Source organism: Streptomyces sp. NPDC004658, assembly GCF_040609555.1.
Lineage (GTDB): Bacteria > Actinomycetota > Actinomycetes > Streptomycetales > Streptomycetaceae > Streptomyces.
The window spans coordinates 51622-75518 of record NZ_JBEXKG010000003.1; the positions used below are offsets into that span (position 1 = coordinate 51622).

General features: G+C 71.5%; 34 protein-coding genes and 1 pseudogene. 25 read left to right on the plus strand and 10 right to left on the minus strand.

All coding sequences use genetic code 11. From position 1 onward, the window contains the following. Positions 1–23: 23 nt before the first annotated feature. The 3 genes from ABZV94_RS02435 to bldG all read right to left on the minus strand — a co-directional run bounded on the left by ABZV94_RS02435 (position 24) and on the right by bldG (position 3712). Positions 24–2426, minus strand: a complete 2403-nt coding sequence (locus ABZV94_RS02435; RefSeq protein ID WP_356336327.1) for a sodium-translocating pyrophosphatase — start codon at positions 2424–2426, stop codon at positions 24–26. Between the two features lie 327 nt (positions 2427–2753). Beyond that, on the minus strand, positions 2754–3188 hold the full coding sequence (locus ABZV94_RS02440; protein ID WP_356336329.1) for an ATP-binding protein: 435 nt from the start codon (positions 3186–3188) through the stop codon (positions 2754–2756). A 182-nt stretch (positions 3189–3370) separates the two neighbouring features. Next, positions 3371–3712 (minus strand): anti-sigma factor antagonist BldG, encoded by a 342-nt coding sequence (gene bldG, locus ABZV94_RS02445; RefSeq protein WP_014674042.1) that lies wholly within the window; start codon positions 3710–3712, stop codon positions 3371–3373. An 80-nt stretch (positions 3713–3792) separates the two neighbouring features. On the opposite strand from bldG, the gene ABZV94_RS02450 reads away from it, so the two are divergent. Next, entirely contained in the window at positions 3793–6273 is a 2481-nt protein-coding gene (locus ABZV94_RS02450) for a DEAD/DEAH box helicase (RefSeq protein WP_356336331.1), read from the plus strand. Between the two features lie 241 nt (positions 6274–6514). Here ABZV94_RS02450 and ABZV94_RS02455 read toward each other — a convergent pair whose 3' ends face one another. The 6 genes and pseudogenes from ABZV94_RS02455 to ABZV94_RS02480 form a co-directional block, all read right to left on the minus strand. Next, complete coding sequence (locus tag ABZV94_RS02455; RefSeq protein WP_356336333.1) at positions 6515–6994, minus strand: Rv3654c family TadE-like protein; 480 nt, start codon at positions 6992–6994, stop codon at positions 6515–6517. A gap of 77 nt (positions 6995–7071) precedes the next feature. Continuing rightward, a complete protein-coding gene (locus tag ABZV94_RS02460) occupies positions 7072–7410 on the minus strand; it encodes a TadE family type IV pilus minor pilin (RefSeq protein ID WP_356336335.1) in 339 nt (112 codons plus the stop codon). Positions 7411–7432: 22 nt separating this feature from the next. Beyond that, on the minus strand, positions 7433–7633 hold the full coding sequence (locus ABZV94_RS02465; RefSeq protein ID WP_356336337.1) for a DUF4244 domain-containing protein: 201 nt from the start codon (positions 7631–7633) through the stop codon (positions 7433–7435). A 137-nt stretch (positions 7634–7770) separates the two neighbouring features. Then, on the minus strand, positions 7771–8559 hold the full coding sequence (locus ABZV94_RS02470; RefSeq protein WP_356336339.1) for a type II secretion system F family protein: 789 nt from the start codon (positions 8557–8559) through the stop codon (positions 7771–7773). 109 nt (positions 8560–8668) lie between these two features. Beyond that, positions 8669–9514: a type II secretion system F family protein gene (locus tag ABZV94_RS02475; protein ID WP_356336550.1), complete on the minus strand. Its 846-nt coding sequence runs from the start codon at positions 9512–9514 to the stop codon at positions 8669–8671. A gap of 236 nt (positions 9515–9750) precedes the next feature. Then, a pseudogene (locus ABZV94_RS02480) lies at positions 9751–10338 on the minus strand (ATPase, T2SS/T4P/T4SS family); the annotation flags it as partial. Between the two features lie 42 nt (positions 10339–10380). Between ABZV94_RS02480 and ABZV94_RS02485 the strand changes: the two are divergent. Continuing rightward, positions 10381–11874 (plus strand): recombinase family protein, encoded by a 1494-nt coding sequence (locus ABZV94_RS02485; RefSeq protein ID WP_356336341.1) that lies wholly within the window; start codon positions 10381–10383, stop codon positions 11872–11874. A 45-nt stretch (positions 11875–11919) separates the two neighbouring features. On the opposite strand, the gene ABZV94_RS02490 is transcribed toward ABZV94_RS02485, so the two are convergent. Further along, positions 11920–12786 (minus strand): helix-turn-helix transcriptional regulator, encoded by an 867-nt coding sequence (locus tag ABZV94_RS02490; RefSeq protein ID WP_356336343.1) that lies wholly within the window; start codon positions 12784–12786, stop codon positions 11920–11922. Positions 12787–13005: 219 nt separating this feature from the next. On the opposite strand from ABZV94_RS02490, the gene ABZV94_RS02495 reads away from it, so the two are divergent. The 23 genes from ABZV94_RS02495 (at position 13006) to ABZV94_RS02605 (ending at position 23808) form a co-directional block, all read left to right on the plus strand. Beyond that, positions 13006–13296, plus strand: a complete 291-nt coding sequence (locus ABZV94_RS02495; protein ID WP_356336344.1) for a hypothetical protein — start codon at positions 13006–13008, stop codon at positions 13294–13296. A 68-nt stretch (positions 13297–13364) separates the two neighbouring features. Then, a complete protein-coding gene (locus tag ABZV94_RS02500; RefSeq protein ID WP_356336346.1) occupies positions 13365–14051 on the plus strand; it encodes a hypothetical protein in 687 nt (228 codons plus the stop codon). 89 nt (positions 14052–14140) lie between these two features. Further along, a complete protein-coding gene (locus tag ABZV94_RS02505; protein ID WP_356336348.1) occupies positions 14141–14314 on the plus strand; it encodes a hypothetical protein in 174 nt (57 codons plus the stop codon). Beyond that, a complete protein-coding gene (locus ABZV94_RS02510; RefSeq protein WP_356336349.1) occupies positions 14311–14634 on the plus strand; it encodes a hypothetical protein in 324 nt (107 codons plus the stop codon). Before ABZV94_RS02505 ends, ABZV94_RS02510 begins: the two co-directional genes overlap by 4 nt. Then, complete coding sequence (locus tag ABZV94_RS02515; RefSeq protein WP_356336351.1) at positions 14631–14882, plus strand: hypothetical protein; 252 nt, start codon at positions 14631–14633, stop codon at positions 14880–14882. The genes ABZV94_RS02510 and ABZV94_RS02515 overlap by 4 nt, the downstream gene beginning before the upstream one ends. Positions 14883–14966: 84 nt before the next feature. Next, positions 14967–15575 carry a bifunctional DNA primase/polymerase gene (locus ABZV94_RS02520; protein ID WP_356336353.1) on the plus strand — a complete coding sequence of 203 codons (609 nt, stop codon included), beginning with the start codon at positions 14967–14969 and terminating at the stop codon, positions 15573–15575. After that, positions 15572–17434 carry a hypothetical protein gene (locus ABZV94_RS02525; protein ID WP_356336354.1) on the plus strand — a complete coding sequence of 621 codons (1863 nt, stop codon included), beginning with the start codon at positions 15572–15574 and terminating at the stop codon, positions 17432–17434. The genes ABZV94_RS02520 and ABZV94_RS02525 overlap by 4 nt, the downstream gene beginning before the upstream one ends. A gap of 247 nt (positions 17435–17681) precedes the next feature. Continuing rightward, the gene (locus tag ABZV94_RS02530; RefSeq protein WP_356336356.1) at positions 17682–17954 is read left to right on the plus strand and encodes a hypothetical protein; all 273 of its coding nucleotides are present in this window, start codon (positions 17682–17684) and stop codon (positions 17952–17954) included. Further along, positions 17951–18334: a hypothetical protein gene (locus ABZV94_RS02535; protein ID WP_356336358.1), complete on the plus strand. Its 384-nt coding sequence runs from the start codon at positions 17951–17953 to the stop codon at positions 18332–18334. The genes ABZV94_RS02530 and ABZV94_RS02535 overlap by 4 nt, the downstream gene beginning before the upstream one ends. Further along, on the plus strand, positions 18334–18858 hold the full coding sequence (locus tag ABZV94_RS02540; RefSeq protein ID WP_356336359.1) for a single-stranded DNA-binding protein: 525 nt from the start codon (positions 18334–18336) through the stop codon (positions 18856–18858). The genes ABZV94_RS02535 and ABZV94_RS02540 overlap by 1 nt, the downstream gene beginning before the upstream one ends. After that, positions 18858–19304: an HNH endonuclease gene (locus ABZV94_RS02545; RefSeq protein WP_356336361.1), complete on the plus strand. Its 447-nt coding sequence runs from the start codon at positions 18858–18860 to the stop codon at positions 19302–19304. The genes ABZV94_RS02540 and ABZV94_RS02545 overlap by 1 nt, the downstream gene beginning before the upstream one ends. Before the next feature lie 10 nt (positions 19305–19314). Next, a complete protein-coding gene (locus ABZV94_RS02550) occupies positions 19315–19521 on the plus strand; it encodes a hypothetical protein (RefSeq protein WP_356336363.1) in 207 nt (68 codons plus the stop codon). Continuing rightward, entirely contained in the window at positions 19518–19874 is a 357-nt protein-coding gene (locus ABZV94_RS02555) for a hypothetical protein (RefSeq protein ID WP_356336365.1), read from the plus strand. The genes ABZV94_RS02550 and ABZV94_RS02555 overlap by 4 nt, the downstream gene beginning before the upstream one ends. Next, entirely contained in the window at positions 19871–20497 is a 627-nt protein-coding gene (locus ABZV94_RS02560; RefSeq protein ID WP_356336367.1) for a hypothetical protein, read from the plus strand. Before ABZV94_RS02555 ends, ABZV94_RS02560 begins: the two co-directional genes overlap by 4 nt. A gap of 41 nt (positions 20498–20538) precedes the next feature. Beyond that, a complete protein-coding gene (locus ABZV94_RS02565) occupies positions 20539–20781 on the plus strand; it encodes a hypothetical protein (protein WP_356336370.1) in 243 nt (80 codons plus the stop codon). 99 nt (positions 20782–20880) lie between these two features. Further along, positions 20881–21042 (plus strand): hypothetical protein, encoded by a 162-nt coding sequence (locus ABZV94_RS02570; RefSeq protein ID WP_356336372.1) that lies wholly within the window; start codon positions 20881–20883, stop codon positions 21040–21042. Then, complete coding sequence (locus ABZV94_RS02575) at positions 21039–21365, plus strand: hypothetical protein (protein WP_053211156.1); 327 nt, start codon at positions 21039–21041, stop codon at positions 21363–21365. The genes ABZV94_RS02570 and ABZV94_RS02575 overlap by 4 nt, the downstream gene beginning before the upstream one ends. Continuing rightward, positions 21362–21727: a hypothetical protein gene (locus tag ABZV94_RS02580; RefSeq protein WP_356336375.1), complete on the plus strand. Its 366-nt coding sequence runs from the start codon at positions 21362–21364 to the stop codon at positions 21725–21727. The genes ABZV94_RS02575 and ABZV94_RS02580 overlap by 4 nt, the downstream gene beginning before the upstream one ends. Further along, entirely contained in the window at positions 21724–22833 is a 1110-nt protein-coding gene (locus ABZV94_RS02585) for a hypothetical protein (protein WP_356336377.1), read from the plus strand. The genes ABZV94_RS02580 and ABZV94_RS02585 overlap by 4 nt, the downstream gene beginning before the upstream one ends. Continuing rightward, on the plus strand, positions 22830–23006 hold the full coding sequence (locus ABZV94_RS02590; RefSeq protein ID WP_356336557.1) for a hypothetical protein: 177 nt from the start codon (positions 22830–22832) through the stop codon (positions 23004–23006). Before ABZV94_RS02585 ends, ABZV94_RS02590 begins: the two co-directional genes overlap by 4 nt. Next, positions 23003–23311 carry a hypothetical protein gene (locus ABZV94_RS02595; protein ID WP_356336379.1) on the plus strand — a complete coding sequence of 103 codons (309 nt, stop codon included), beginning with the start codon at positions 23003–23005 and terminating at the stop codon, positions 23309–23311. The genes ABZV94_RS02590 and ABZV94_RS02595 overlap by 4 nt, the downstream gene beginning before the upstream one ends. Positions 23312–23409: 98 nt before the next feature. Continuing rightward, a complete protein-coding gene (locus ABZV94_RS02600) occupies positions 23410–23619 on the plus strand; it encodes a hypothetical protein (RefSeq protein WP_356336380.1) in 210 nt (69 codons plus the stop codon). A gap of 3 nt (positions 23620–23622) precedes the next feature. Beyond that, positions 23623–23808 carry a hypothetical protein gene (locus tag ABZV94_RS02605; RefSeq protein WP_356336382.1) on the plus strand — a complete coding sequence of 62 codons (186 nt, stop codon included), beginning with the start codon at positions 23623–23625 and terminating at the stop codon, positions 23806–23808. Positions 23809–23897 lie beyond the last annotated feature (89 nt).

The following is a 23897-nucleotide window of genomic DNA, read 5'->3' on the forward strand; positions in this document are numbered from 1 at the left end:
TCCGGTCCCAAGCCCGTCCCGGCCTACGAAACCACCGCGGCGTCCGGCGGGTTGGCGACCCGTCCGGCGCTCTCGTCGTCACCGACGGCGATCCCGCGCCGCTTGGAGATGTACACGGCCACGACGATCACCAGCAGCGCGAGGATCGCGACCCCGATCCGCACCCCGAGGTTCTTGTCGTCGCCGTAGGAGAACTTGATCACGGCCGGTGCGATGAGCAGCGAGACCAGGTTCATGACCTTCAGCAGCGGGTTGATCGCGGGACCGGCGGTGTCCTTGAACGGGTCGCCGACCGTGTCCCCGATCACCGTGGCCGCGTGGGCCTCGCTGCCCTTGCCACCGTGGTGGCCGTCCTCCACCAGCTTCTTGGCGTTGTCCCAGGCGCTGCCGGAGTTGGCGAGGAACACCGCCATCAGCGTGCCCGCGCCGATCGCGCCGGCGAGGTAGGCGCCGAGCGCGCCGACACCGAGGGTGAACCCGATGAAGATCGGCGCCATGACGGCGAGCAGACCGGGCGTGGCCAGCTCACGCAGGGCGTCCTTGGTGCAGATGTCGACGACCTTGCCGTACTCGGGCTTCTCGCTGAAGTCCATGATCCCGGGCTTCTCACGGAACTGCCGCCGCACCTCGAACACCACCGAACCCGCCGACCGCGACACCGCGTTGATGGCCAGTCCGGAGAAGAGGAAGACGACCGCGGCGCCCGCGACGAGACCGACGAGGTTGTTGGGCTGCGAGATGTCCAGGGACAGGCTGAGCGGCGACCCCGGCCCGGTGAGCTTCGCGCCGACGTCCTGCACGTTGGTGGTGATCGCGTCGCGGTACGACCCGAACAGCGCCGACGCGGCGAGGACGGCGGTGGCGATGGCGATGCCCTTGGTGATGGCCTTGGTGGTGTTGCCGACCGCGTCCAGGTTGGTGAGCACCTGCGCGCCCGCGCCCTCGACGTCGCCGGACATCTCCGCGATGCCCTGCGCGTTGTCGGAGACCGGCCCGAAGGTGTCCATGGCGACGATCACGCCGACCGTGGTGAGCAACCCGGTGCCGGCCAGCGCGACCGCGAACAGCGCCAGCATGATCGACGTACCGCCGAGCAGGAACGCGCCGTACACCCCGAGCCCGATGAGCAGCGCGGTGTAGACGGCGGACTCCAGGCCCACCGAGATGCCGGACAGGACGACGGTGGCCGGACCCGTGAGGGAGGTCTTGCCGATGTCCCGCACCGGACGGCGGTTGGTCTCGGTGAAGTAGCCGGTCAGCTGCTGGATGACCGCCGCGAGCAGGATGCCGATGGCCACCGCCACCAGCGCGAGGACGCGCGGATCGCCGTTCTTGCCCTTGATCGCGGCGTCGGTGACGCCGTCCAGGGCGGAGTACGTCGACGGCAGATAGACGAACACCGCGATCGCGACCAGTGCCAGCGAGATCACCGCGGAGATGAAGAAGCCCCGGTTGATCGCGGACATGCCGCTGCGGTCGGCGCGGCGCGGAGCGACCGCGAAGATGCCGATCATCGCCGTGATCACACCGATGGCGGGCACCAGCAGCGGGAACGCCAGCCCGGAGTCGCCGAAGGCGGCCTTGCCGAGGATCAGGGCGGCCACCAGGGTCACGGCGTACGACTCGAACAGGTCGGCAGCCATGCCCGCACAGTCGCCGACGTTGTCGCCCACGTTGTCGGCGATGGTCGCGGCATTGCGCGGGTCGTCCTCCGGAATGCCCTGCTCGACCTTGCCGACCAGGTCGGCGCCGACGTCGGCGGCCTTGGTGAAGATGCCACCGCCCACCCGCATGAACATCGCGATCAGGGCGGCACCGAGGCCGAAGCCCTCCAGCACCTTCGGCGCGTCGGCGGCGTACACCAGCACCACACAGGAGGCGCCCAGCAGGCCGAGCCCCACCGTGAACATGCCGACGACGCCGCCCGTGCGAAATGCGATCTTCATCGCCGTGTGCGAGACGGTGGTGAGATCCTTTTCCGGCTCGCCTTCCGCCGGAGTGGCTTCACGGGCCGCCGCGGCGACCCGCACATTGCTGCGCACGGCGAGCCACATGCCGATATAGCCGGTGGCCGCCGAGAACGCCGCTCCGATCAGGAAGAACACCGAGCGGCCGGCCCGCTGATTCCAGTCGTCCGCGGGCAGCAGCATGAGCAGGAAGAAGACGACGACGGCGAATACGCCGAGCGTGCGCAACTGCCGGGCGAGATACGCCTTGGCACCTTCCTGGACCGCCTCCGCGATCCGCTTCATGCTGTCGGTGCCCTCGCCGGCCGCCAGCACCTGGCGCACCAGGATCCCCGCGACCACCAGCGCGGCCAGGGCGACCGCCGCGATGACGGCCACGATGATCCGGTTGTCGTCGGTCAGGACCGCGGCTGCGAGGGACGTGGGATGACCCAACTGAGGAGTGGAAAGCCCCGCCATTCGTCCTCCTTGACGCTTGGGCTGAGCTCAAGATGTGGACGGATTGTAGGTACCGCCGAGTGAGTCTAAACAGGGGACGGTAAACGGAATTGGTCTGCATGTACATACAGCAAACCCAAACGACGTAATGCCTCAAAGCCATTGTCGGCCATCTGGGTGCTTGATCAAATTACCACGGTTTTGATCGTGAATTCGTTCACGAATTCCGGTGGTGCCCGGTAAAACGCGACAGGGGCCCTGCCAGGCAGGGCCCCTGTGGGCTTGTCGGGTGGTTGTGGCGGCTACGGCCAGTCGAGTGAGACCGGTCGGCCGGACCGGCCGGTGAACTCAGGCGAGGGCGGCGGCCGGCGGCGCGGTCGGCCAGGTCATGCGGATCAGGCCGCCGTTCTGCCCCGTGGTGACCTCCACGTCGTCGACGAGGCCGCTGATGACCGCGAGGCCCATCTCGTCCTCCTCGACCTCGGCCTCGGCCCCCTGCCCGTCACCGGGCGTGCCGCCGCCCGGAGCGGCGTGCGGCGCCTCGTCACCGACCTCGATGGAGAACTGTTTCTCCTCTTCGATCAGCGCCACCTTCACCGGTGCCGAGACGCCACTGCTCTGGTGGAGTCCGACAGCGCGGGAGCAGGCCTCGCCCACGGCGAGCCGCACCTCGTCCAGGACGGCCTCGTCCACTCCGGCCCTGCGCGCCACCGCTGCCGCCACCAGCCGGGCGGTCCTGACGTGCTCGGGCAGCGCGCTGAAGCGGAGTTCGACGGTGGCCATGCATCCCCCTCGCGACTACGGGCGTGCGGTCGGGGGCGGGGCCGACGAGCGCCCACACCCCCTGGTGTACTTCTGTGTCCCGGGCCACCGAGACGGGCTCGGCCCAGGACAGGACCGGCCGGCCACCGGGCCCCGGGAGGAGCCCGGCGCCGGTGACCGGTCCGGTGTCGGTCGGTCGTCGATCAGTCGGTGGCCGCCACCGCTTCCTCGACCGTGGTGTGGATCGGGAACACCTTGGTGAGGCCGGTGATGCGGAAGATCTTGAGAATGCGCTCCTGGTTGCAGACCAGGCGCAGCGAGCCCTCGTGGGCACGAACCCGCTTCAGGCCGCCGACCAGCACGCCGAGCCCGGTGGAGTCGAGGAAGTCCACACCTTCCATGTCGACGACGAGGTGGAAATTCCCGTCGTTCACCAGCTCGACCAGCTGCTCGCGCAGCTTGGGCGCGGTATATACGTCGATTTCGCCACCGACCTCGACGACCGTACGATCGCCGACGGTACGGGTCGACAGGGACAGGTCCACGGATCCTCCAGCACCTTGCTATCGAGCGGTCGCCCCTCGGGCACCCAGCTTGCGGCCCCCGGGACGTTTCGCCAGCCGCGATGGCATTCAATCACTTACCGGCAGGCGTGCACGACGCCTTGGCTCCATTGTCCGTCACGCCAGTGACACACTCGGTGCCGATGGCCAAGAATCACCGATCCGATCGACCCCAGGCCCGCCCGGCCTCCCGCCCGTCTCCGGGCACGGTCCTGGACCGGCTCGCCTCCGGGCCGAGCCGGGCTGCGCGCATCACTCATACGGAGCACTTGCCCCCGCGCGCGGGCCGCCATGCCGTCTGGCCTGACCGGATTCGGCCCGAGGTGATCGCGGCCGTCCAGGCCTGCGGCATCGAGCACCCCTGGGCGCACCAGGCGCTGGCCGCCGAGCACGCCCTGGACGGCGACTCGGTGGTGGTCGCCACCGGCACCGCCTCCGGCAAGTCCCTCGCCTACCTCGTGCCCGTCCTGTCGGCCCTCCTCAGCGGCGCCGAGCAGCCCAACGGCCGCGGTGCCACCGCTCTCTACCTGTCCCCCACCAAGGCGCTCGCGGCGGACCAGTGCCGGTCGGTGAAGGAACTTTCACAACCTCTCGGCACCTCCGTACGGCCGGCCGTGTACGACGGCGACACCCCGTTCGAGGAACGCGAGTGGATCCGCCAGTACGCCAACTACGTCCTCACCAACCCGGACATGCTGCACCGCGGGATACTCCCCTCCCACCCGCGCTGGTCCTCCTTCCTGAGATCGCTCAAGTACGTCGTCATCGACGAGTGCCACACCTACCGGGGCGTCTTCGGCTCGCACGTCGCCCAGGTGCTGCGCCGGCTGCGCCGCCTGTGCGCCCGCTACGGCGCCTTCCCGGTGTTCCTGCTGGCCTCGGCGACCGCCGCCGAACCCGCGGTCGCCGCCCGCCGGCTGACCGGCCTGCCGGTCGTGGAGGTCGCCGACGACGCCTCCCCGCGCGGAGAGCTGGTGTTCGCCCTCTGGGAGCCCCCGCTCACCGAACTGCGTGGCGAGAAGGGCGCACCCGTACGACGCACCGCCACCGCCGAGACCGCCGACCTGCTGACCGACCTCACCGTCCAGGGCGTGCGCTCGGTCGCCTTCGTCCGCTCCCGGCGCGGCGCCGAGCTCATCTCGGTCATCGCCCAGGAGAGACTCGCCGAGGTCGACCGCTCCCTGGCCCGGCGTGTCGCGGCCTACCGCGGCGGCTACCTCCCCGAGGAGCGCCGCGCCCTGGAACGCGCCCTGCACTCCGGTGAACTCCTCGGCCTCGCCGCGACGACGGCCCTGGAGCTGGGCGTGGACGTCTCCGGCCTGGACGCGGTGGTGATCTCCGGCTACCCGGGCACGCGCGCGTCCCTGTGGCAGCAGGCGGGCCGCGCGGGCCGGTCCGGCCAGGGCGCCCTCGCGGTCCTCGTCGCCCGCGACGACCCGCTGGACACCTTCCTCGTCCACCACCCCGAGGCCCTGTTCGACCAACCGGTGGAATCCACGGTCCTCGACCCCGACAACCCCTACGTCCTCGCCCCGCACCTGTGCGCCGCCGCCGCGGAGCTGCCGCTGACCGAGGAGGACCTGGACCTCTTCGGTCCCGCCTGCGCGGACGTGCTGCCGCAGCTGGAGGCCGCGAAGCTGCTCCGCCGGCGCACCAAGGCCTGGCACTGGACCCGCCGGGAGCGGGCCGCCGACCTCACCGACATCCGCGGCGCCGGCGGCCGTCCGGTGCAGGTCGTCGAGGCCGGCACGGGACGCCTGCTGGGCACGGTCGACGCGGGCGCCGCGCACTCCACGGTCCACGAGGGCGCCGTCCACCTGCACCAGGGCCGCACCTATCTGGTGCGCTCCCTGGACCTGGAGGACTCCGTCGCCCTGGTCGAGCAGGCCGACCCGCCGTACTCGACGGTCGCCCGCGACACCACGTCCATCTCCATCCTGGAGACGGACACCGAGATCCCGTGGGGCGCCGGCCGCCTGTGCTACGGCTCGGTCGAGGTCACCAACCAGGTGGTCTCCTACCTCCGCCGCCGCCTCATCACCGGCGAAGTGCTGGGCGAGACCAAACTCGACCTCCCTCCCCGTACCCTCCGCACGCGCGCGGTGTGGTGGACGGTCACCGAGGACCAGCTGGACGCGGCCCGCATCACCCCGGAGATCCTCGGCGGCTCCCTGCACGCCGCCGAACACGCCTCCATCGGCATGCTGCCCCTCTTCGCGACCTGCGACCGCTGGGACATCGGCGGCGTGTCCGTGCCCCTGCACCCCGACACCCTCCTGCCCACGGTCTTCGTCTACGACGGCCACCCCGGCGGCGCCGGGTTCGCCGAGCGCGCCTTCCACACCGCCCGCGCCTGGCTCACCGCCACCCGCGAGGCCATCGCCTCCTGCGAGTGCGAGGCCGGCTGCCCGTCCTGCATCCAGTCCCCCAAGTGCGGCAACGGCAACGATCCCCTGCACAAGAGGGGCGCGGTACGACTGCTCACGGAACTGCTGCGGGAGGCCCCGGAGGGGGCGGGCACGGAGGGATCTGGCGAGGGGTAGGTGGAGGTCGGCGAGGCGGGGGCGACGCCAGGGTCTCGCCCGACGCGGGGTGGCGGTCGGCCAGGAGCTGCCAGGCGCCAGGCGCCAGGCATCGGAGCCGGGGTTACTCGCCCCCGGTCACCTGGCGGCGTTGCGTGGGAGCCGTCGGAGATGCCGGGCGGCACAGCCTGGGGTCCCTCGGGGATGCCTAGCCGCCCGCCCGGGGAGCCGGACGACTCCGCCGGGGAGCCAGACGATCCCCTCAGGGAGCCAGACGATCCCCCCAGGGAGCCTGTTGACCCACCAGGGAGCCCGACGGCCCCACCAGGGAGCCTGATGACCCCGCCGCGGAGTCATCCGCCCCACCGGGCGGCACCGGGCCTGCCGGTCCCGCTCTCGCCCTGACCTCCGCCGTGAACGGCCCCCTTCCCGCGGCCGCCGTCACCTCGGAGGTGTCGCCCACGATCGCGCACCGCACCAGCCGTACGCCCTGGGCCGCCGCCAGTCGCCCTGCCCGGGCGCAGGCCGCCGTGCCGCCCTCGGTCCAGTGGTCCGCCGCCGCGAGCGCGGCCAGGTCGGCGCCCCCGGCCGCCCGGTGCCGTACGACGACGGCCTGCCCGAGAGCGAGCACTGCGCCGAACACCACGCAGAGCACGGCGATCGCCCCCAGGCTCCAGACGGTGGCGGATCCCCGGTCGGAGCCGGACGGCCGGTCCGGCTGGGCCTGCCCGCCGGGCCGCACCTCCTCACACTCCTGCCGCCCGGTCCCCCCTCGACCGCCCGCACGCACCCGCCTTTCGCCCGGCCCGCCCCGGCGCTTCATGACCCCGTCCCCCTCGGTCCCACCGTGTCCTCGGCGAGGGCCACGGCCTCCTCCCGGACCTCGAACGGCAAACCGCTCAGCACCGGCGGCTTGGCCACCACCGTCACCCGGACCCGGTCGCCCTCGCGCGCGACGGTCACCCGCGCGCCCCTGGGCGCCGCTTCCCGGGTCACCGTCACCACCGCCTCGGCCGGGTCCTGCCGGGCGGCGGCCCGGGCGCCCGCACGGGCCGCGTCCACGCACTCGATCTGCGCCGCCACCACGAGCAGCCCCCAGACCAGCGCCATCGTGAACGCCACCAGCACGGACAGCACCACGGCCGCCTCCGCGGTCACGAACCCGCGGTCCCCGCCTCGCTCACATCCGCGCACTGAGGGCCTTCTTCACGATGGCCTGGAGCTCCGCCTGGACCTGGCCGCTGGTGACGACCTTGTAGAGCAGCAACGCGAACCCGACGGCCGCGATGATGCCCATGGCGTACTCGGACGTCACCATTCCGCCGTCCTTTCGGCAGGCCGCGCACACCCGGACCACCGCTTTCCTGATCTTCTCGAACATGTCAACCCCCGTCAGACTCTTGCCTGTTGTCGCTCGTTGTCACTCGTAGTCGTTCGTTGTCGTTCGTTGTCGTCCGCTGCCGATCCGCGCTTACCTGACGTCCCTGACGTCTGCCGGCCGATCCGCTCTCATCGCCCTCACCTCCCTCCCATCACTCCGCCCGCCAGTCCGATCACGACCGGCAGCACGCCGACCGCGATGAACGCGGGCAGGAAGCACAGCCCCACCGGCGCCGAGATCAGCACGCCGGCCCGGCGTGCCCGAACCGTCGCCGTACGGGCCCAGTCCGCCCGCGCGTCCGACGCGAGCCGGGCGACCGGACCGGCCGCGGGCAACCCGGACTCGTCGGCCCGCTCCAGCAGCCGCGCCAGCGCACCGGCACCCGGCAGCTCCGCCAAGCTCCGCCAGGCCTCCGCCGGTTCACCACCGAGCCGGACCTCCGCCGCGCCCCGCGCCAGCGCCTGCCCGACGGGCCCGCCAAGGGCCTCCCCCACCGCCTGGGCGGCGGCCACGGGCCCGGCGCCGGCCGCGATGCAGGCGGCCAGCAGATCGGCGGCGAGCGGAAGCTGGCGCGCGGCCCCGGCCGTATCGACCGCCTCCTGCCGCCCGGCTGCCGTCTGACGCCCCCGCCCCCGCCCCCGCCACAGGGCCGCGCCCATACCCAGCCCCAGCACGGCACCGACGATCCCGCCGACCAGCACCCACACACCGCACGCCGCACCCGCCGCCGGCACCCATCGCCGCCGCACGACGTCCGGAATCGCCAACCGGACTGTGCGCTCGGGCACGTCCAGGCCCAGCAGCTCGGCCACCCGGTGCCGTGCCCGACGCCGCCGCCGCGCCACTTCCAGCCTCCGGACACCCCAGCCGAGGACCAGCACCACGACCACCGCCGTCCCCAGCCTGTGGATGACGTCCCCGCCCATGCCGCTCACCCTTTCCCCCACCATTCGGTCATTCGGTCGTTCGGGCGACTCGCCCCGTCGCCCACGGCTCTTCTCACGTGGCCTCCACCCCTCACTGCGGCCTGCACCCTCACGCGGCCTCCGCCCCACGCACGATCCGCATCGACCACCACATCCCGGCCGTCTCGAACACCGCGCCGGCCGTCAGGCAACCGAGGCCTGCGCCGCTGTGCAGCAGCACCCGCAACGGGTCACCGCCCATGGCCGTACCGAGGAGCAGCCCGAGGGCGGGCAGCGCGGCGAGCAGCACCGCGGTGGCCCGGGCACCGGACAACTGAGCGCTCACGTCGCACCGTTGGTCCCGCTCGGCGCGCAGGGCCCCGTCCAGCCGGTCCAGGCCGGTGGCGAGTCCGGCGCCCTGATCCACGGCCACCCGCCAGCACGCGGCGAGCCCGAGCAGACCCTCCGCCCCCGGCTGCCGAGCCGCCACTGCGAGCGCGCCGGGCACGTCTCCGCCGAACCGCGCGGCGGCCACCACGGCGGCGTGTGCGTCGCCGAGGCCGCCGGAGTCCCGTGCGGCCCGCAACAGCGCCTCCCCCGGCTGCCGTCCCGCCCGCACCTCCCCGGCGAGCCCACCGCACAGGGCGATCACCGCGTCGGCCCGTCGCTCCCGGGTGCGCCGTGCCTGCCGGGCCAGCCGCATCCGGCGCAGCACGGGCACCCCGGCGGCCCCCGCGACCACCGGAATCACCGAGGAACCCAGCAGCGCGATCCCCACTCCGGCGGCGAGCGCCCACCACTCGGCTCCCCACCGGCCGTGCTGCCGCCGCAGTTCCGCGACGACCCGCTCCCAGGCTGGTGGCCCGGTCGCCACCACCCCGCCGCCGGCCAGCAGCAGCCGTGCCCGCCGCATCCCGTGGTGCCGCCCGCCGAGCAGCCACACGAACGCACCGAGGCAGACCAGCGCGGCCCCCATGGACGTCTCACCGATCACTTCCGTCACTCCTCTCCTCATCGCCGGCCCCGACTGACCCGCCGAGGCTCACCGACCCACCACCGACCACCGAACACACGGCCCCGCCGACCGCATTGACCGCCGAACCGCACAGTCCCCGCCCAACCGCACAGTGCCGCCCAACCGCCCTCACCCACCGCTCCCCCTCGCCGGCCCGAACCCGTCCCTCTCACGCCACCGATCCGCCACTCAGCCCCTCACTGACCTCCGAACTCATCGCCGGCTCTCAGGAGTTGCCGCAACCGCTCCCACCCCCGCTCCCGCACGAACGCCCGCTCGCCCCAGCGCAGGGCCGGTACCGTCCGCACCAGCCCGGTGGTGTCCCGTTCCAGCACGTGCACCTCGGCGATCCGGCGCCGCCCGGACCGGTCCCGTACGAGGTGCACGACCACGGAGAGAGCCGCCGCCAACTGGCTGTGCAGCGCGGCCCGGTCCAGCCCGGCGGCCGTGGCCAACGCCTCCAGCCGGGCCGGTACATCCGCCGCCGCGTTGGCGTGGACCGTGCAACAACCCCCTTCGTGCCCGGTGTTGAGCGCCGCGAGCAGATGCACCACCTCGGGGCCGCGCACCTCGCCGACGACCAGCCGGTCCGGCCGCATCCGCAGTGCCTGCCGCACCAGGTCCTCCAGGGTGACCAGGCCGGCTCCCTCCTGGTTGGCGGGCCGGGTCTCCAGCCGGACGACGTGAGGATGGTCCGGCCTCAGCTCGGCCGAGTCCTCGGCGAGCACGATCCGCTCGCCCGCTCCGACGAGCCCGAGCAGGGCGCTGAGCAGCGTCGTCTTCCCGAACTCCGGACAATGACACCCCTACTGGTGCACACTCAGGTCATGCAGAGCACTCCAACGGGGGACACCCGGACGCGCGCCGTCATCTACTGCCGCATCAGCCAGGACCGCACCGGCGCCGGCCTCGGCGTCGACCGCCAGCGCGAGGACTGCGAGGCCCTCGCCAAGCGAAACGGCTGGGACGTCATCGAGGTGTACGTCGACAACGACATCTCCGCGTACAGCGGGAAGAAGCGGCCGGACTACCAGCGCATGCTCGCCGACCTCGACCAGGGTGCGGCCACCATCGTCATCGCCTGGCACACCGACCGACTGCACCGCTCCCCCCTTGAACTGGAGGAGTACATCAACCTGTGCGAGCGCCGCGGCGTCACCACCCAGACCGTGCAGGCCGGCGAGTTGGATCTCGCCACCCCATCGGGGCGGATGACGGCACGCATCCACGGCGCTGTCGCCCGTCAGGAATCCGAGCACAAGGGCGACCGTGTTGCCCGCGCCCGCCGTCAGAAGGCGATGTCCGGAGAGTGGGCCGGCGGGATCCGTCCGTTCGGCTGGGGCGTGCCCACCGGGCAGACCCGCACGCGCGTCGATCGGAAGACCGGCGAGGAGACCGAGGAGCCCGTCCTCGACATGAACAAGGTGGTGCCCGAGGAGGCCGAGGCCCTGCGGTACTGGACGGACACGATCCTGTCTGGCGGGACGATCCGGGGTCTGGTGAAGTGGTGCGCCGACAAGGGCATCACCAGCACCCGCGGTAACGCGATCACGCATACCGACATGCGGGACATGCTGATGCGCCCCAGGAACGCCGGGATCGCCGTCTACAAGGGCGAGGAGGTCGGGCGCGGGCAGTGGGAGCCGATCGTCGAGGAGACGAAGTTCAGGGCTGTCGTTGCGATCCTGAAGGATCCCTCCCGGCGCACGACCCCGGGAGCCCAGCCGAAGTGGCTCGGCTCACTGCTGTACCGGTGCGGCCGCGGCGACTGCGACCAGTCCGTGTACGTCACCCAGTCCGGCGGCCGCCGGTTCCCGAGCTACCGGTGCCAGACCGGGCACGGCGGCGGCCGGCGCGCCGAGGTGGTGGACCAGTACGTCGAGGACGTCATTGTCGAGCGGCTGTCACGGCCGGACGCTCACGACCTGCTCGCGCCGAGCAACGACCAGGTGGACGTCGCCGCGCTCCAGGCGGAGAGCGAACAGATCCGCCGGCGCATGACGGACCTGGCCAGCCTGTTCGGCGCGGGGCAGATCGACATGGTGCAGTTCACCGAGGGCACCGACACCGCGCGGGCGCAACTGGAGGGCGTGACCAGGCAGCTGGCGAAGGCGGCGATGCGGGACCCGCTCGTCGGCCTGGTCGGCGCGCCGGACGTGCGAAAGGCCTGGAAGGCGCTGGAGCTGGAGCAGCAGCGGAACGTGCTGCGGACCCTGGTCGAGGTGACCCTCAAGACGCCGCGACCCGGGCGAATGCCCGACGGCGGCTACTTCGACTACGACGCCGTCGTACTCAAGTGGAAGCGAGGAAATCGCGGCTAGTTAGCCCAGACAGCAAGGCGCCTGCAGGGTAAGGAACGACGACCGTTACTCATCGTCCGGGTACAGATCATCATCGGACAAACTCAGATCGTCAGGGATTTCACGGATGATTCCGTACAGATCATCGCGCAAGCGAGGCAAGACCAAGCCCTTGTTTTTCATTTCAAGGCGGATCTTCTCTACCTCGATTGCACGCTTGTGAATTAGGTCATCCAGGCTCGCTAGGTTTTGCTCCAAATACCGGACGTTCATATGCCGAATCTCCAGTTCTTGCATGTCGCGCAGAGCAACGTCTGCGGCCTGCGCGGCCCTCGCCATGCGGGCTTGGGCCGCCTCTTGCTCCTCCGGGCTGGCGCGCTTGAACCGCTCACGGGCATCAATGGCGAGGTCGCGGGCGACTGCGGCACGCTCCCGCGCTCTCTCCAGCCGTTCGGACAATCCCTCTCGGTCGGACGCCAGGTACTCGGCCCGATCATCCTCCCGCTGCTGTAGCTGACGACGTAGTTCTCTGGTCAGCACGCGATGACGCCGGTACAAGAACAGCGCATTGTGTGAAAACGGCGTGCGTGCATCCCGTGGTTTAATCCCGGCGAACCAGTCCACCGCCTCCAATGTCTCCGCCTGGAAACCAGGGAGCATCTCTACTTCCTCAGCCCGCCCGACAGGAAACACGAGTAGGGCCGGGGGGACGTTTAGCGCGGCGGCAAGTACAAGCACCTCGGCGATCGTCACCGTAGTCCGGCGCCCACTCTCAAGGTTGGCCAGAACCGACCTTTGGATAGGCATCCCGAGTTCGGAACACCGATCCGACAGCTGCTGCGCACTGAGCCCTTGCGCCTGCCTGTGACGCCGGACCTCCCGGGCAACTGACAGCGCTAGACGAACGGACCAATCGGGTTGCGGCTGTGTCATGGCGGCGAGACTCCCACGGCGGCTGTGCTGTTTTCCAACCGTACCGAGACGGCCAGCGCGGACGCTGACGGACAACCCGGCACGCGTTGTCAGGATTCAGCAACACTCCCACGAGACTTGTGCTCGCACAAGACAGCACCGCTTGACATGGCCTGAAACGGGAGCGCAGACTCAAGTCACTTCCTCAGGAAGCAACTTCCGCAAGGAGTGCCACGAATCATGACAACGGCAACGGCGCGCGGCCCGCTCACCCGAGACGAGCTGCTCGCACTTCCGGCCGCTGTCGACGTGGAGACCGCAGGCCGGGCCTTCGGCATCGGGCGCACCACGGCTTACGCCCTGGTCCGAGCCGACCAGTTCCCCTGCAAGGTCATCCGCGCCGGCCGCACCGTCCGGGTGGCCACCGAGGACATACTCCGCGTCCTCGCCATCACCCCTGGCAACAGCGACGGCGCCGGGTCTAGCCACCCGACGCCGCCTGCAGAGAACAGCTCTCACCACCAGCGCTAACCAGCAAGACGGCGACGCCCGGGGTCTAGCCCACCCCATCAGCGCCGCCGCCGGAAAGAGACGTCTCCATGCACGAGATTGCCACGGCGACAACGGCGTCGCCAACCCTGCCCGAGCAGGCCATCACCGCCAGCCTGACCGCCGAGATCATGCACGACCTCGACAACGGGCAGCCCACCCTCGTCGCCCACAGCGGCGGCAACCTCGGCGACATAGCCGAGGCCACCCCCGCGCAGGTGCTCGCCAAGGTCGCTGTACAGCGCGCCCGCCTCGACGCCATCGAGCGCCTGGCCATCGAGTACGGAGGCGCCACCAGCCCGCTGCCCGCCGAGCCCCGCACCTGGGCGTTCACCCACTCCCAGACCGGCGAGACCGTCCCCGTCACCTGCATGCAGGGCTGCACGATCAACCACCGGCACGACTCCGAGACGCCCTCTCACCCGGTCGACGTCTTCTGCTGGACCGACCCGGTCGCCACGGCCACCCTGCCGCTCGACACCACCGGCACGCCCGAGGACTACACGGTCTTGTCCACCCGCATCGAGGTCGACCCGTTCGCCACGGACCACTCCCGGCGGCTGCCGTTCGCGATCGTCGAGTTCATCGACGAGCACTACATCAGCGGCCTCGACCCCGACGGCCTCGCCGCCGTCATCCGTACCGTGTCCAGCCAGCTGGCCGCCATGCGGCAGGCGCACGCCGAGCTGATCCGGATCCGCGCCGAGTACATGCAGCGCCCGGAGACCCAGGCGTGACCGGCAATCGGGGGCGGGGGGAACACTCCGCCGATTCTGTGGTGCCCTTGTCCCTGGGCGCGGGGCCTGAGCAGTCCGAGGAGGACTACATGGCCTCACGGCGCCCTCCGGCCCGTCCTGTCCGCTTCGCCGACGACGCCCGCAACGCCACGTACTGGGCGCGCATCGATCGCGTCGTCGACTCCGCGCCCGAGCTCAACCCCGAGCAGCGCGCGCGGATCCGCGCGGCCTTCCACCAGCCCGCAGCCAAGGAGGCGGCGTGAGCAGTTCCGAGCGCATCGAACGTGCCAAGTTCCTCGCCGCCGTACACGAGCTGGGCCAGGGCGACGAGATCCCGCAGGCAGCGCTCGACCTCGTCTGTGAAGCCGAGGCTGAGATCTCTGCCCCGTGGGCCCAGTCGGACCCCTTCGCGGCGGAGCGATACCTCGCCGCACGGGGCGCCACGCCGAAAGCAGCGACCGCCAACGCGGTTGAGTTCGAGCTGAGCATGCGTGCTCTCTACGCACTCGCCACAGGGCGGCGCGCCGAGACGTTCCAGGAGCTCGCCGACTGGATCGCAACCTATGTGGACGGTGCGGAATGACTGAGCGGCGCCCGGGCCAGTGGCCCGTCGACAACCCGGCCGACCTCGGCCCGCAGTCGAGCGACGAGGAGCGGTACGTGCAGCGCGCCGCCGAGCGGGCTCTCCACGAGATCGTCATGGACTCCATCCGGCACGACCTGGAGCAGCAGCCCAGCCCGTTCACCGTTCTCAACGCGGCCCGCGCCTGGTGCAACCGCATCACCGCGGCCGCCGAGGAGATCGCCAAGGCCAAGCGCAGTACCGCCTGAGCCGCGGGCGGGCGCCGTCACTCCCCCCGCGGCGCCCGCCCGCACCCACGAACCACCGATCCAGCTCGAAGAAGAGAGCAGTTCGTGACCGTCGACCTCCGCATCCCCGCCGAACTCCCGGCCGCAGCCGAGGCCTACGCAGCGGCGGGCATCAAGGTCTTCCGCGTCCGCCGGAACAAGACCCCATACGCCAACTGCGTGCGCTGCGACCAGAAGAACAGCCAGTACATCCCGCACCGCCCCGAGGAATGCCGGTGCGGCGTCCCCACCTGCCACGGCTTCTGGGCCGCCACCACCGACGTCGACCTGGTCCGCCGCTGGTGGCGCGAGGAACCCGATGCCAACATCGGCGCCCCTTGCGCCCTGAACGGATGGGCCGTCCTGGACATCGACCCCCGCCACGGCGGCGACAAGTCCCTCGCGGTCCTGGAGCAGCGCGTCGGCGTGCTGCCCGGCACCGTCATGCAGCTCACCGGGGGCGGCGGCCTCCACATCGTGTACCGCACCCCCGGCATCAGCCTGCCCGGCACACTCGGGCCCGGCCTGGACGTCAAGCACAACGGCTACATCCTGCTCGCCCCGTCCCTGCATGGCAGCGGCGGCCGGTACCAATGGTCCGGACACGGCCGCTTCCTCCAGCCAGCCGTCGCCTGGCCTGCGGCGCTCACCCCGCAGGCTCGGAGGGCAGCGTGACGACGTCCGAGGCGATCCAGCAGGGCGTGGACGCGGCACTGGCCAAGCTCCGCGGCGGCCAGCCGCGCGCCGCCGGCGCCTTCACCGTCAAGTCCGACCGGCTGGACGCCTACACCCGCAAGGCCCTGCAAGACGAGTGCGACCTGATCGTCAGCGCACCGCACGGCGACCAGAACAACACGATCAACCGGGCCGCGTTCAACGTCGGCACGCTCGTCGCCGCCGGCGCGGTCACCGAGACCGAGGCCCGCGAGGCACTGCTGTCGGCGGCCATCGCGGGCAACCACCCCGAGGGCCGCGCGCGGCCGAGTATCGAGTCGGGGCTGCGCTCCGGCATGCAGCACCCCCGGACGCCGTGGCCGCCGGTCTCCCACACCGCCGCAACTTCCGACCTCCGGGACCTGCTCGGCGGCGACGGAATCGACTGGAGCGACATCGAGCACGGCTACGCCGAGACCTACGAGGGTCCTGTCGACGAGCCCGACCTCGGGGCGGTCGACGACACCAGCCCGGCCCCCGTGCCCGGGCTGATCCCCGAGGAGTTCTGGAACGCGCGCCCCGAGCTGCAGCACATCCGGCAGGCCGGCCACTCCCGCACCCGGTCCGGTGACGTCGCCCTGCTGTCGGTCCTCACCCGGCTGTCCTCGCTGGTGTCGCACCGCATCCGCGCCGACACCGGCATCGCCGGGTACGCCTCGCTGAACCTGTTCGGCGGGATCATCGGCCCGTCCGGCATCGGCAAGTCCACCGGCGTCGAGGTGGCCGACCGGCTCATGCCCGCCCCACCAGAGCTGGACTTCCGCGACGGGCTGCCCCTCGGCTCCGGCGAGGGCCTGGCCGAGGTGTTCATGGGCATCGTCGAGGAGGAGACGGGCGAGGTCCGCAAGCGGGGCGGGACCGAGACGCCCGTCACCGTGAGCGTCCGCCGGCAGGTGCGGCACAACGCCTTCTTCTACGTCGACGAGGGCGCCACCATCACCCGGCTGATGAAGGAGCGGTCCGGGTCGACGCTCGGCGAGACGCTGCGCAGTGCGGCCGTGGGCCAGACGCTGGGGCAGACCAACGCCAGCAAGGACACCAGCCGGTACATCCCCAGCGGCTCGTACAGCCTGGGCCTGCTGGTCGGCTTCCAGCCGGAGACTGTGGCCCCGCTGTTCGAGGAAGTCGCCGAGGGCACGCCGCAACGGTTCGTGTGGGTACAGGTCATCGACCCGGCCATCCCGGACGTCCCGCCGGAGTGGCCCGGCGAGTTGACCGCGTGGCGGGAGGCGGCCACCGCGCCGCCGAGTGACATGGCGAGCCGCTTCGTCCTGGTCTCCTTCGACGAAGCGATCAAGGCGAAGCTGCGGGCCGCCGACCTGGCCAAGGTCCGCGGGCAGGTCGCTCCGTCGGAGCTGAGCCCGTTCGACTCGCAGGCCCCGGTGATGCGCGTGAAGCTCGCGTCGCTGCTGGCCATCCTCGGCGGCCGTCGGCACGTGACGACGGAGGACTGGCGGCTGGCCCTGATCCTGTGGGAGTCGTCGTGCGCCACGAGGGACGCGGTGCTGGCCTACTGCGAGGCGCAGCGCAGGAGCGAGCAGGAGAAGCGCACCAAGGCCCGCATCGAGGAAGAGGTGCGCGTCGACCACGCGAAGCAGCTGGCCGAGGACGCCCGGACCGAGCGGGCCGTCGAACGGCTGGCGCTTCGCCTGGCCGTGCTGGTCCGGGACAGCGGGCCGCAGACCCGCAAGACGGTGCGGGCCAGGACCGCCGGCCGGGACAAGAAGTACCTCGCCGACGCGTTCGCCTACGCCGCGCTCCGGGAGTGGGTCCTGGAGACGGACGGACGTTTCGTCCCCGGCCCCGTCCCCCCTTCGTGAGGGGGGACACCGGGGGGACAGGGGGGACGGGGGGACAGCGATTGTCCCCCCCTCTCTCCCGGGGGGACACCCCGAATTAGTTCCGCCTCCGAACTATTGCAGACGCAAGCAAGTCTGTGACCAGCCTAAATAGAAGATCAAGATCAATAACTACTCGACTCGCGTACCGCGCGAGGGAGGGGGGGACAAACAGCGTCCCCCCTGTCCCCCCCGTCCCCCCTCTGGGGCATCCACAAAGGAGATCGCAGTGAGCAGCACCCGATACGACGGCAACGAGATCACCGCACTCATCCCTGCCGAAGCTGGCTGGCAGATCGTCGTCACCTCGCCCAGCTCCGGAGACCGCAAGGTCTGCCCGATCGTCGCCTGGGCCGCCCAGTGCCTGGCCGACGCCGATGGCACGCCCCAGCACGGCGTACACCCCGTGTTCGTCCTGGATGGCCGCACCTGGACGCTCGGCGACCTCGACCAGATCATCCGCGCAGACGGCCGGATCCTGGCGCCGGGCGAGCAGCCGTGAACGTCGACGACGTCGTCGCCGAGAAGATCGCCGCAGCCCGGGCCCACGCCGAAGCGGCCAAGCGCCGGCGCGCAGCCCTCGCTGCCGCCCGGCAGCGAGGGCTCGCCGCCCGCCACGCACAGAAGCTCGCCCGCCTGGCCGAGAAGGAGACCCCCATGTCCACCACGACGGACATCGCCCGCCGCCACGGTCACACCGACCCCATCGCCTGCCAGGACTGCGGCACCACCGAGGGCCTGCACTTCGGCAGCTGGGCCGACCCCAGCACCGGTGAGAGCGGCGACTTCCTCCAGTGCTGCGCCTGCGGCATCAGGGCCGGTGACCCGGCCTACGTCCACGCCAACTGCGCGCCCACCAACAACCAGAAGGAGACCAGCTGATGGCTGGAGAGACCGTGATCACCGTCGTCGGCAACCTGGTCGACGACCCCGAACTCCGCTTCACCCCGGCCGGCGCAGCCGTCGCCAAGTTCCGCATCGCCTCCACCCCGCGCGTCTTCGACCGCCAGACCAACGAGTGGAAGGACGGCGAGACCCTGTTCCTCACCTGCTCGGTGTGGCGGCAAGCCGCCGAGAACGTCGCCGAGTCCCTCACCCGCGGTACCCGGGTCATCGTCCAGGGCCGCCTCAAGCAGCGCAGCTACGAGGACCGCGAGCAGGTGAAGCGCACCGTGTACGAGCTGGACGTCGACGAGGTCGGCCCGTCCCTCGCCCGCGCCACCGCCAAGGTCGAGAAGAACCCGGCGGACAGCGGACAGCGGCAGGCGGGCGGAACCAGTCCCGACTCCTGGGCGGGCGCCCGTCCGGCAAACGGCCAGCAGCAGGCCGGCGGCTGGGGCAACCAGCCCCCGCAGCAGCAGCCCGCCGCGCAGGGCGCCGGCTACTCGGAGGAGCCCCCGTTTTGATGCGCGCCTACATCGAGGTACTGGCCTCACACCCGGACGGACCGCAGACCGTGCTGCTCGACCCGGAAGACTTCGAGCGGCTCGGGCGGCGCCGGCTCAGCATCGGCAGCCACGGTTACGCACAGCTGTGGACGGGGGCCACCGTCGTCCTGCTGCACCGCTGGCTCATGGACGTACCCGACGGCACTGGCTACCGCCTCATCGTCGACCACATCAACCGCGATCGGCTGGACTGCCGACGTAGCAACCTGCGCCTGGTCACCCCGTCGCAGTCGAACCTCAACCGCGCGCTTCCCCGCCGTGAAATCCCCCCGGGCGTCTACCGAGTGCGGTCCGGCCGGTACCAGGCAGCGCTTAAACGGAACCGAGTCCGCATGTACCTCGGCACTTTCGACACCCCCGAGCTGGCCTCAGCAGCAGTCGAGGCTGCGGCAGCTGCCGCGTAAGGAGACGACCATGACTGTGAACGAGATCCTGTTCCTCATCTACGGCATCGCGATCGGCGCCCAGGCCATGGAATCGCTGCACGCCTACTGGGCCCATAAGGACGCCCGCCGCAGCCGTGCCGCCGCCACAACTGCTCGGCGGCGCGCGGCCGGTGACCACTACCTGGCCAGCCTCCGCCTGTACCAGCTGCAGGCCGAGCGCAAGGTCACCCGGTGACCGCGGTCGACGAGGAGCTGCGCGCGGCCCTGCGCGCGCGGCTCCACCGCTTCATCGACCCGGACGACGACACCATGCCCGCGCCCAACAGGGCCGATGGCGGATTCACGTGGGTGCCGACCGAGTCGGTTCTGGCCGGCTTGATGGAAGTCGTCGCCCCGCTGGCTCGCATGTACCTCCAGGCCATGGGCGACCTTGGCCGCGCCACGGACAAGGCGGCCGTGCCCGGCCAGCAGAAGTTTCCGATCAGCAGCCACCCATACCAGGGCGAGGGCTCGCTGCACCCGTGCACGGCCAAGGGGTACGGCACGGCGTGCGGCGAGTCCGAGTACGACCACACGGAGCCGAGATGAGCGCGTGCGAGCTGTGCGGCGAGGAGACCGCGGGCCGGTACTTGTGTGAGCGGCACACCGTCCAGCTCGCCAAGCGCTTGGACGAGCTGCCCAAGCTGTACGACGAGGTCGGCCAGTGCCTGGTGCCCCGCGGACACGGGTGGGGCGAGATCGTCACCACCCGGGGCGCGGCCGGCCCACGGTCCCCGCTCAACGAGGACGTCCTCGACAACGTGAACTGGGGCCGCGCGGCCGAGGTGATGCGGCTGTGGCGGGTGGACGTGCAGCGCGAACGCTGGCCGCGCCATGCGCCGCCGCCTCCGCCGGCGGACCTGGCCGCGGACTGCCGATGGCTGGCGATGGAGCTCGACTGGGTCGTCGACCACTACCCGGGGACCGGGGACCTGTGCCGCGAGACGTGGACGTTGGAAGCGGCGGCACGGTCGATCGTCGGCGACCCGGCGCCCCGCCCGCAGCGGCTCGGCACGTGCGTCGCGATCACGGCCGAGGGCGTGGTGTGTGGCGCGGTGATCTCCCGGCTGCCCGGACAGACCCGCATCGAGTGCCGGTGGTGCCGCTACGTGTACGCCACGGCAGCCGACTGGATGCGGCTGGAGTTCTTTCAGCCGCAGGAGTCGGCGTGACCACCTTGTACCCAACACCGGTGTTGGATACAGTCGGCGTGATGGAACCCAAGCCCTGGCGCGACCGGGTCCGCGAAGAGGAAGAGCTGTTGCAGCGGCTCAACCGACTCGCCTCCGAGGCCGCCGCCCGACGAGCCCAGGCCCTGCGCGAAGGCGTAGCGGAGCTGGGCACCGTCGCCGCGGTTGCCCGCACCCTCGGGCGTACCTGGCAGGCCATCGACCAGGCGCTCAAGCGAGACGAGCGCCGCCGTGCGTCCGCCGAGGACGCCACCACAACCGAATAGACAGCGAGGGCCGGACAGCAGCTCCCAGGCGTTGCAGCACCCGGGGCGATCGCACCGTCCGACCCCCGACCGAACATCCTGACGCAACCAGGAGTCGGCATGGCCGATCATTTCGCGCGCCCCGAGAGGGCCGCAAGTTCCCCGCGCCCCCGGCGTCTCATCGCCGCGGGCCTCATCCGCCGCACCCCGGGCCACACGCTGACCGTGCGCGCCACCGAGGCCGGCGTCACCGGCACCATCCGCAAGGCGGTGGCCCGGTGATCACCGCACAGATCCCCGAGCCCGTCCGCGTACTCCTCGCGGCCGTACTCGAAGCCATCGACCTCCCGCACCCCGCCACTTTCGGCGGCAGCGAGGCACACAACCGCCTGCTCAGCGACCGCGTCGTGCACGCAAGGATCGCCCTGCGCAGCGTCCTCGACGGCGACCCCGCGACCGTCGAGTGGACGGCCAGCTATCTGCGCGAGCGCCTCGCCAAGCACCCCATCGCCGGGTACGTCACCGTCAACCAGGCGCAGGCCGCGCTCGACGCCGGCGCCACCTGGTCCGAGGCCGTCACCCTCCCCGCCGAGGAGGACCGGTGATCGAGCCCCGCACCGCCACCGTGAACCTGCTCGTCACCAAGACGCTGGAGATCGACGAGCCCGACTGGTGCATCGGCCACCGCACGGACGAAGCGCAGTTCAAGCCGGACGTCACCCACTACGGGCCGGAGCACACCGTCGAGGTCAACGGCTTCCGTGTCCTCCAGGCGGTCCTCTCCCAGTCGCCTTACGCCGAGCACTCCAGCCCGGACCCCGTGCTGTACGTCGAGGAAGGCGACTTCACCGGCTCGTACACCCCGGACGGGGTCGAGCAGCTGGCTGACGCCCTCACTGCGGCCGCCGACCGGCTCCGCACCCTCGGCCGCGACCTCGCCGAGATCCTCGACGGAGGTGGCCAGTGAGCACCCGTGACCTCTCCCGTGGGCAGGCCAGCGTCCTCGGCGTGGCCGCCGTGGCCATGGTCGTCGTCGGAGGCTTCGGCGCCTGGGGCACCTACAGCAACGCCGTCTCCGAGTTCCACCGGCAGGCGACCGCGGCCGGCGTGGTCGCCGCCGGTGAGGGCCTCACCTTGATCCTCGCCCTGATCATGCTCGGGCGGACCATGCTCGGCATGGCCTCGCCCGCCGTCGTGCGGGGCGGGATGTGGCTCGCGCCCGTCTCCGCCAGCTGCATCGGCGTAGCGATCGCCAACAGCCCGCGCGAGGCAGCGGTGTACGCCGTCACCCCGCTCGCCATGTCCGGCGCCGCCGAGGGCCTCGGGTTGATCGCTCGTAGCGTCGTCGTCTACCGCACCGGCCTGGATGCCGAGGTGATGCGCCGCAACGCCGACGCCGCCCGGCAGCTCGCCTACCACCGCGCCGTCGCCGACGGCCACCCCGACAAGGGCAAGCGCAAGCGTGCTGTCCGCCGCTACTGGCGGCTCGCCCGGTACGTCGGCGTAGGGGACACCGAGCTCGGCGCCGGCCTGGTCGACGTCCAGCGCGTCCGCGTCCGGGACGGAGCCGATGCGGCCCTCGCATCCATGTACGGCGGACAGGCCGACAAGCCGTCGGTCAGTCCGGCCCGGCCGCGGTCGCTGCAGGACGCGGTGCGGCGGGAGCTCACCGAGATGGACCCGGTGGATGCGATCCGGATCGCACGTGATGCGCACCCGGATATGCCGCCCGCCGAGCTGGCCGAGCTACTGACCCTGCACGGGGTTCCGGTGGCCGCCGTACAGGTCGCCCTCGTCCTAGGCACCCGTCCGCCGGAGTATGAGGTGCATCGACCGGATGCGGCTGATGCGCCGCAGGTCAACGCGCTGGAGCCGGTCACCGCCGAGGGCGCGATCGTGGAGGCCGCATCCGCCCTCGGGCCGGACGCGTCGGCCCGCGAGATCGCTGAGCACGTCGCCCGGACACGGCGCCTGGTGGTCACCGAGCCCTACGTCCGCACAGCCCTCTCCCGGGCCGCGAAGAAGACCGGGCAGCAGGCCCCGGCCAAGCCGATGGAAGGCGGATACGCGTGATGCGCTGGCTCCTGTTCGGTGCCCTGCTCGGGGCGCTGCTCCTGATCCCGTCCGTCTTCGCCTTCGTCGGCGCCGTCATCGCATGGCTGCTCGGCAAGCCGGTGTTCGTCGCGTTCGCCCTCGGGGCCGTTGCCCGCCCGTACCTGCCCCGGATGCGGAGGTGGGCGCGATGAGCGACGCCCTGGAGAAGGCCGAGGCCGCCGCCCGGGAGGCCGCGGCGAACACGGTCGACGTCGCCCAGATCGTCGCCGCTGTCCTCGCCACCCAGCAGGCCACCCAGCAGCAGACGGCCGCCCCCGCGGCGCCGGCCCGGCCGGAGTTCGACGCAAAGAAGTGGGTGACCATCGGCGGTCTCGGCATCGCCGGCGGCTTGGTCGCCTCCCTGTTCGCGGTCGCCGTCGCCATCGGCGCCGTCTCCGTTGCCATCCTCGCCCTGGTCCTGCGCGGCCTGTGGCGCGACTTCCACAAGGGCCGCTGACCTGCCCTTCCGTCCTCCGGTGATCACCTTGCGGACACCCGCAAAGTGATCCCGGGGGTGCGGTGGGACCGGACAGCCCGGCCCATCAAGGAGGAACCGTGAACCGCACCGAAGCCCTGACCCGGGCCACCGAAGCCGCCCACAAGGCCGAGCAGCTCGCCGCCGAGGCCCACCGCCTGACCAACCACCCCGACTACCGCGACCGCGCCCCGATCTACGCCCACGCCAGCACGGCCTGGGCGGAGAGCTCCCAGACGTGGACCGCCCTCGCCGCCCAGCTGCCCGCCGACGACGAGACGGAGGCGTAACCGATGGCCGCCACCCCGCACGACCCACACAACCTGCGCGAGCTGGCCAGCGTGATCGCCCTCGGCGTCCGCATCGAGCGCCGCCGAGCCCTCGGCAAGTCCACCAAGGCCCTGGAGCAGCGCGTCGACCGCATCCGCGAGCAGGCGCAGAAGCGCGAGGACCAGCGCGGCAAGGGCCGCAAGCAGTAGCCACGCCACGGGGCGGCCGTCACCCGACCAAGGACAGCCGGCCGCCCCGTGTCCCAGACCGCCCAACAAGAACGACCGGAGAGACCAGC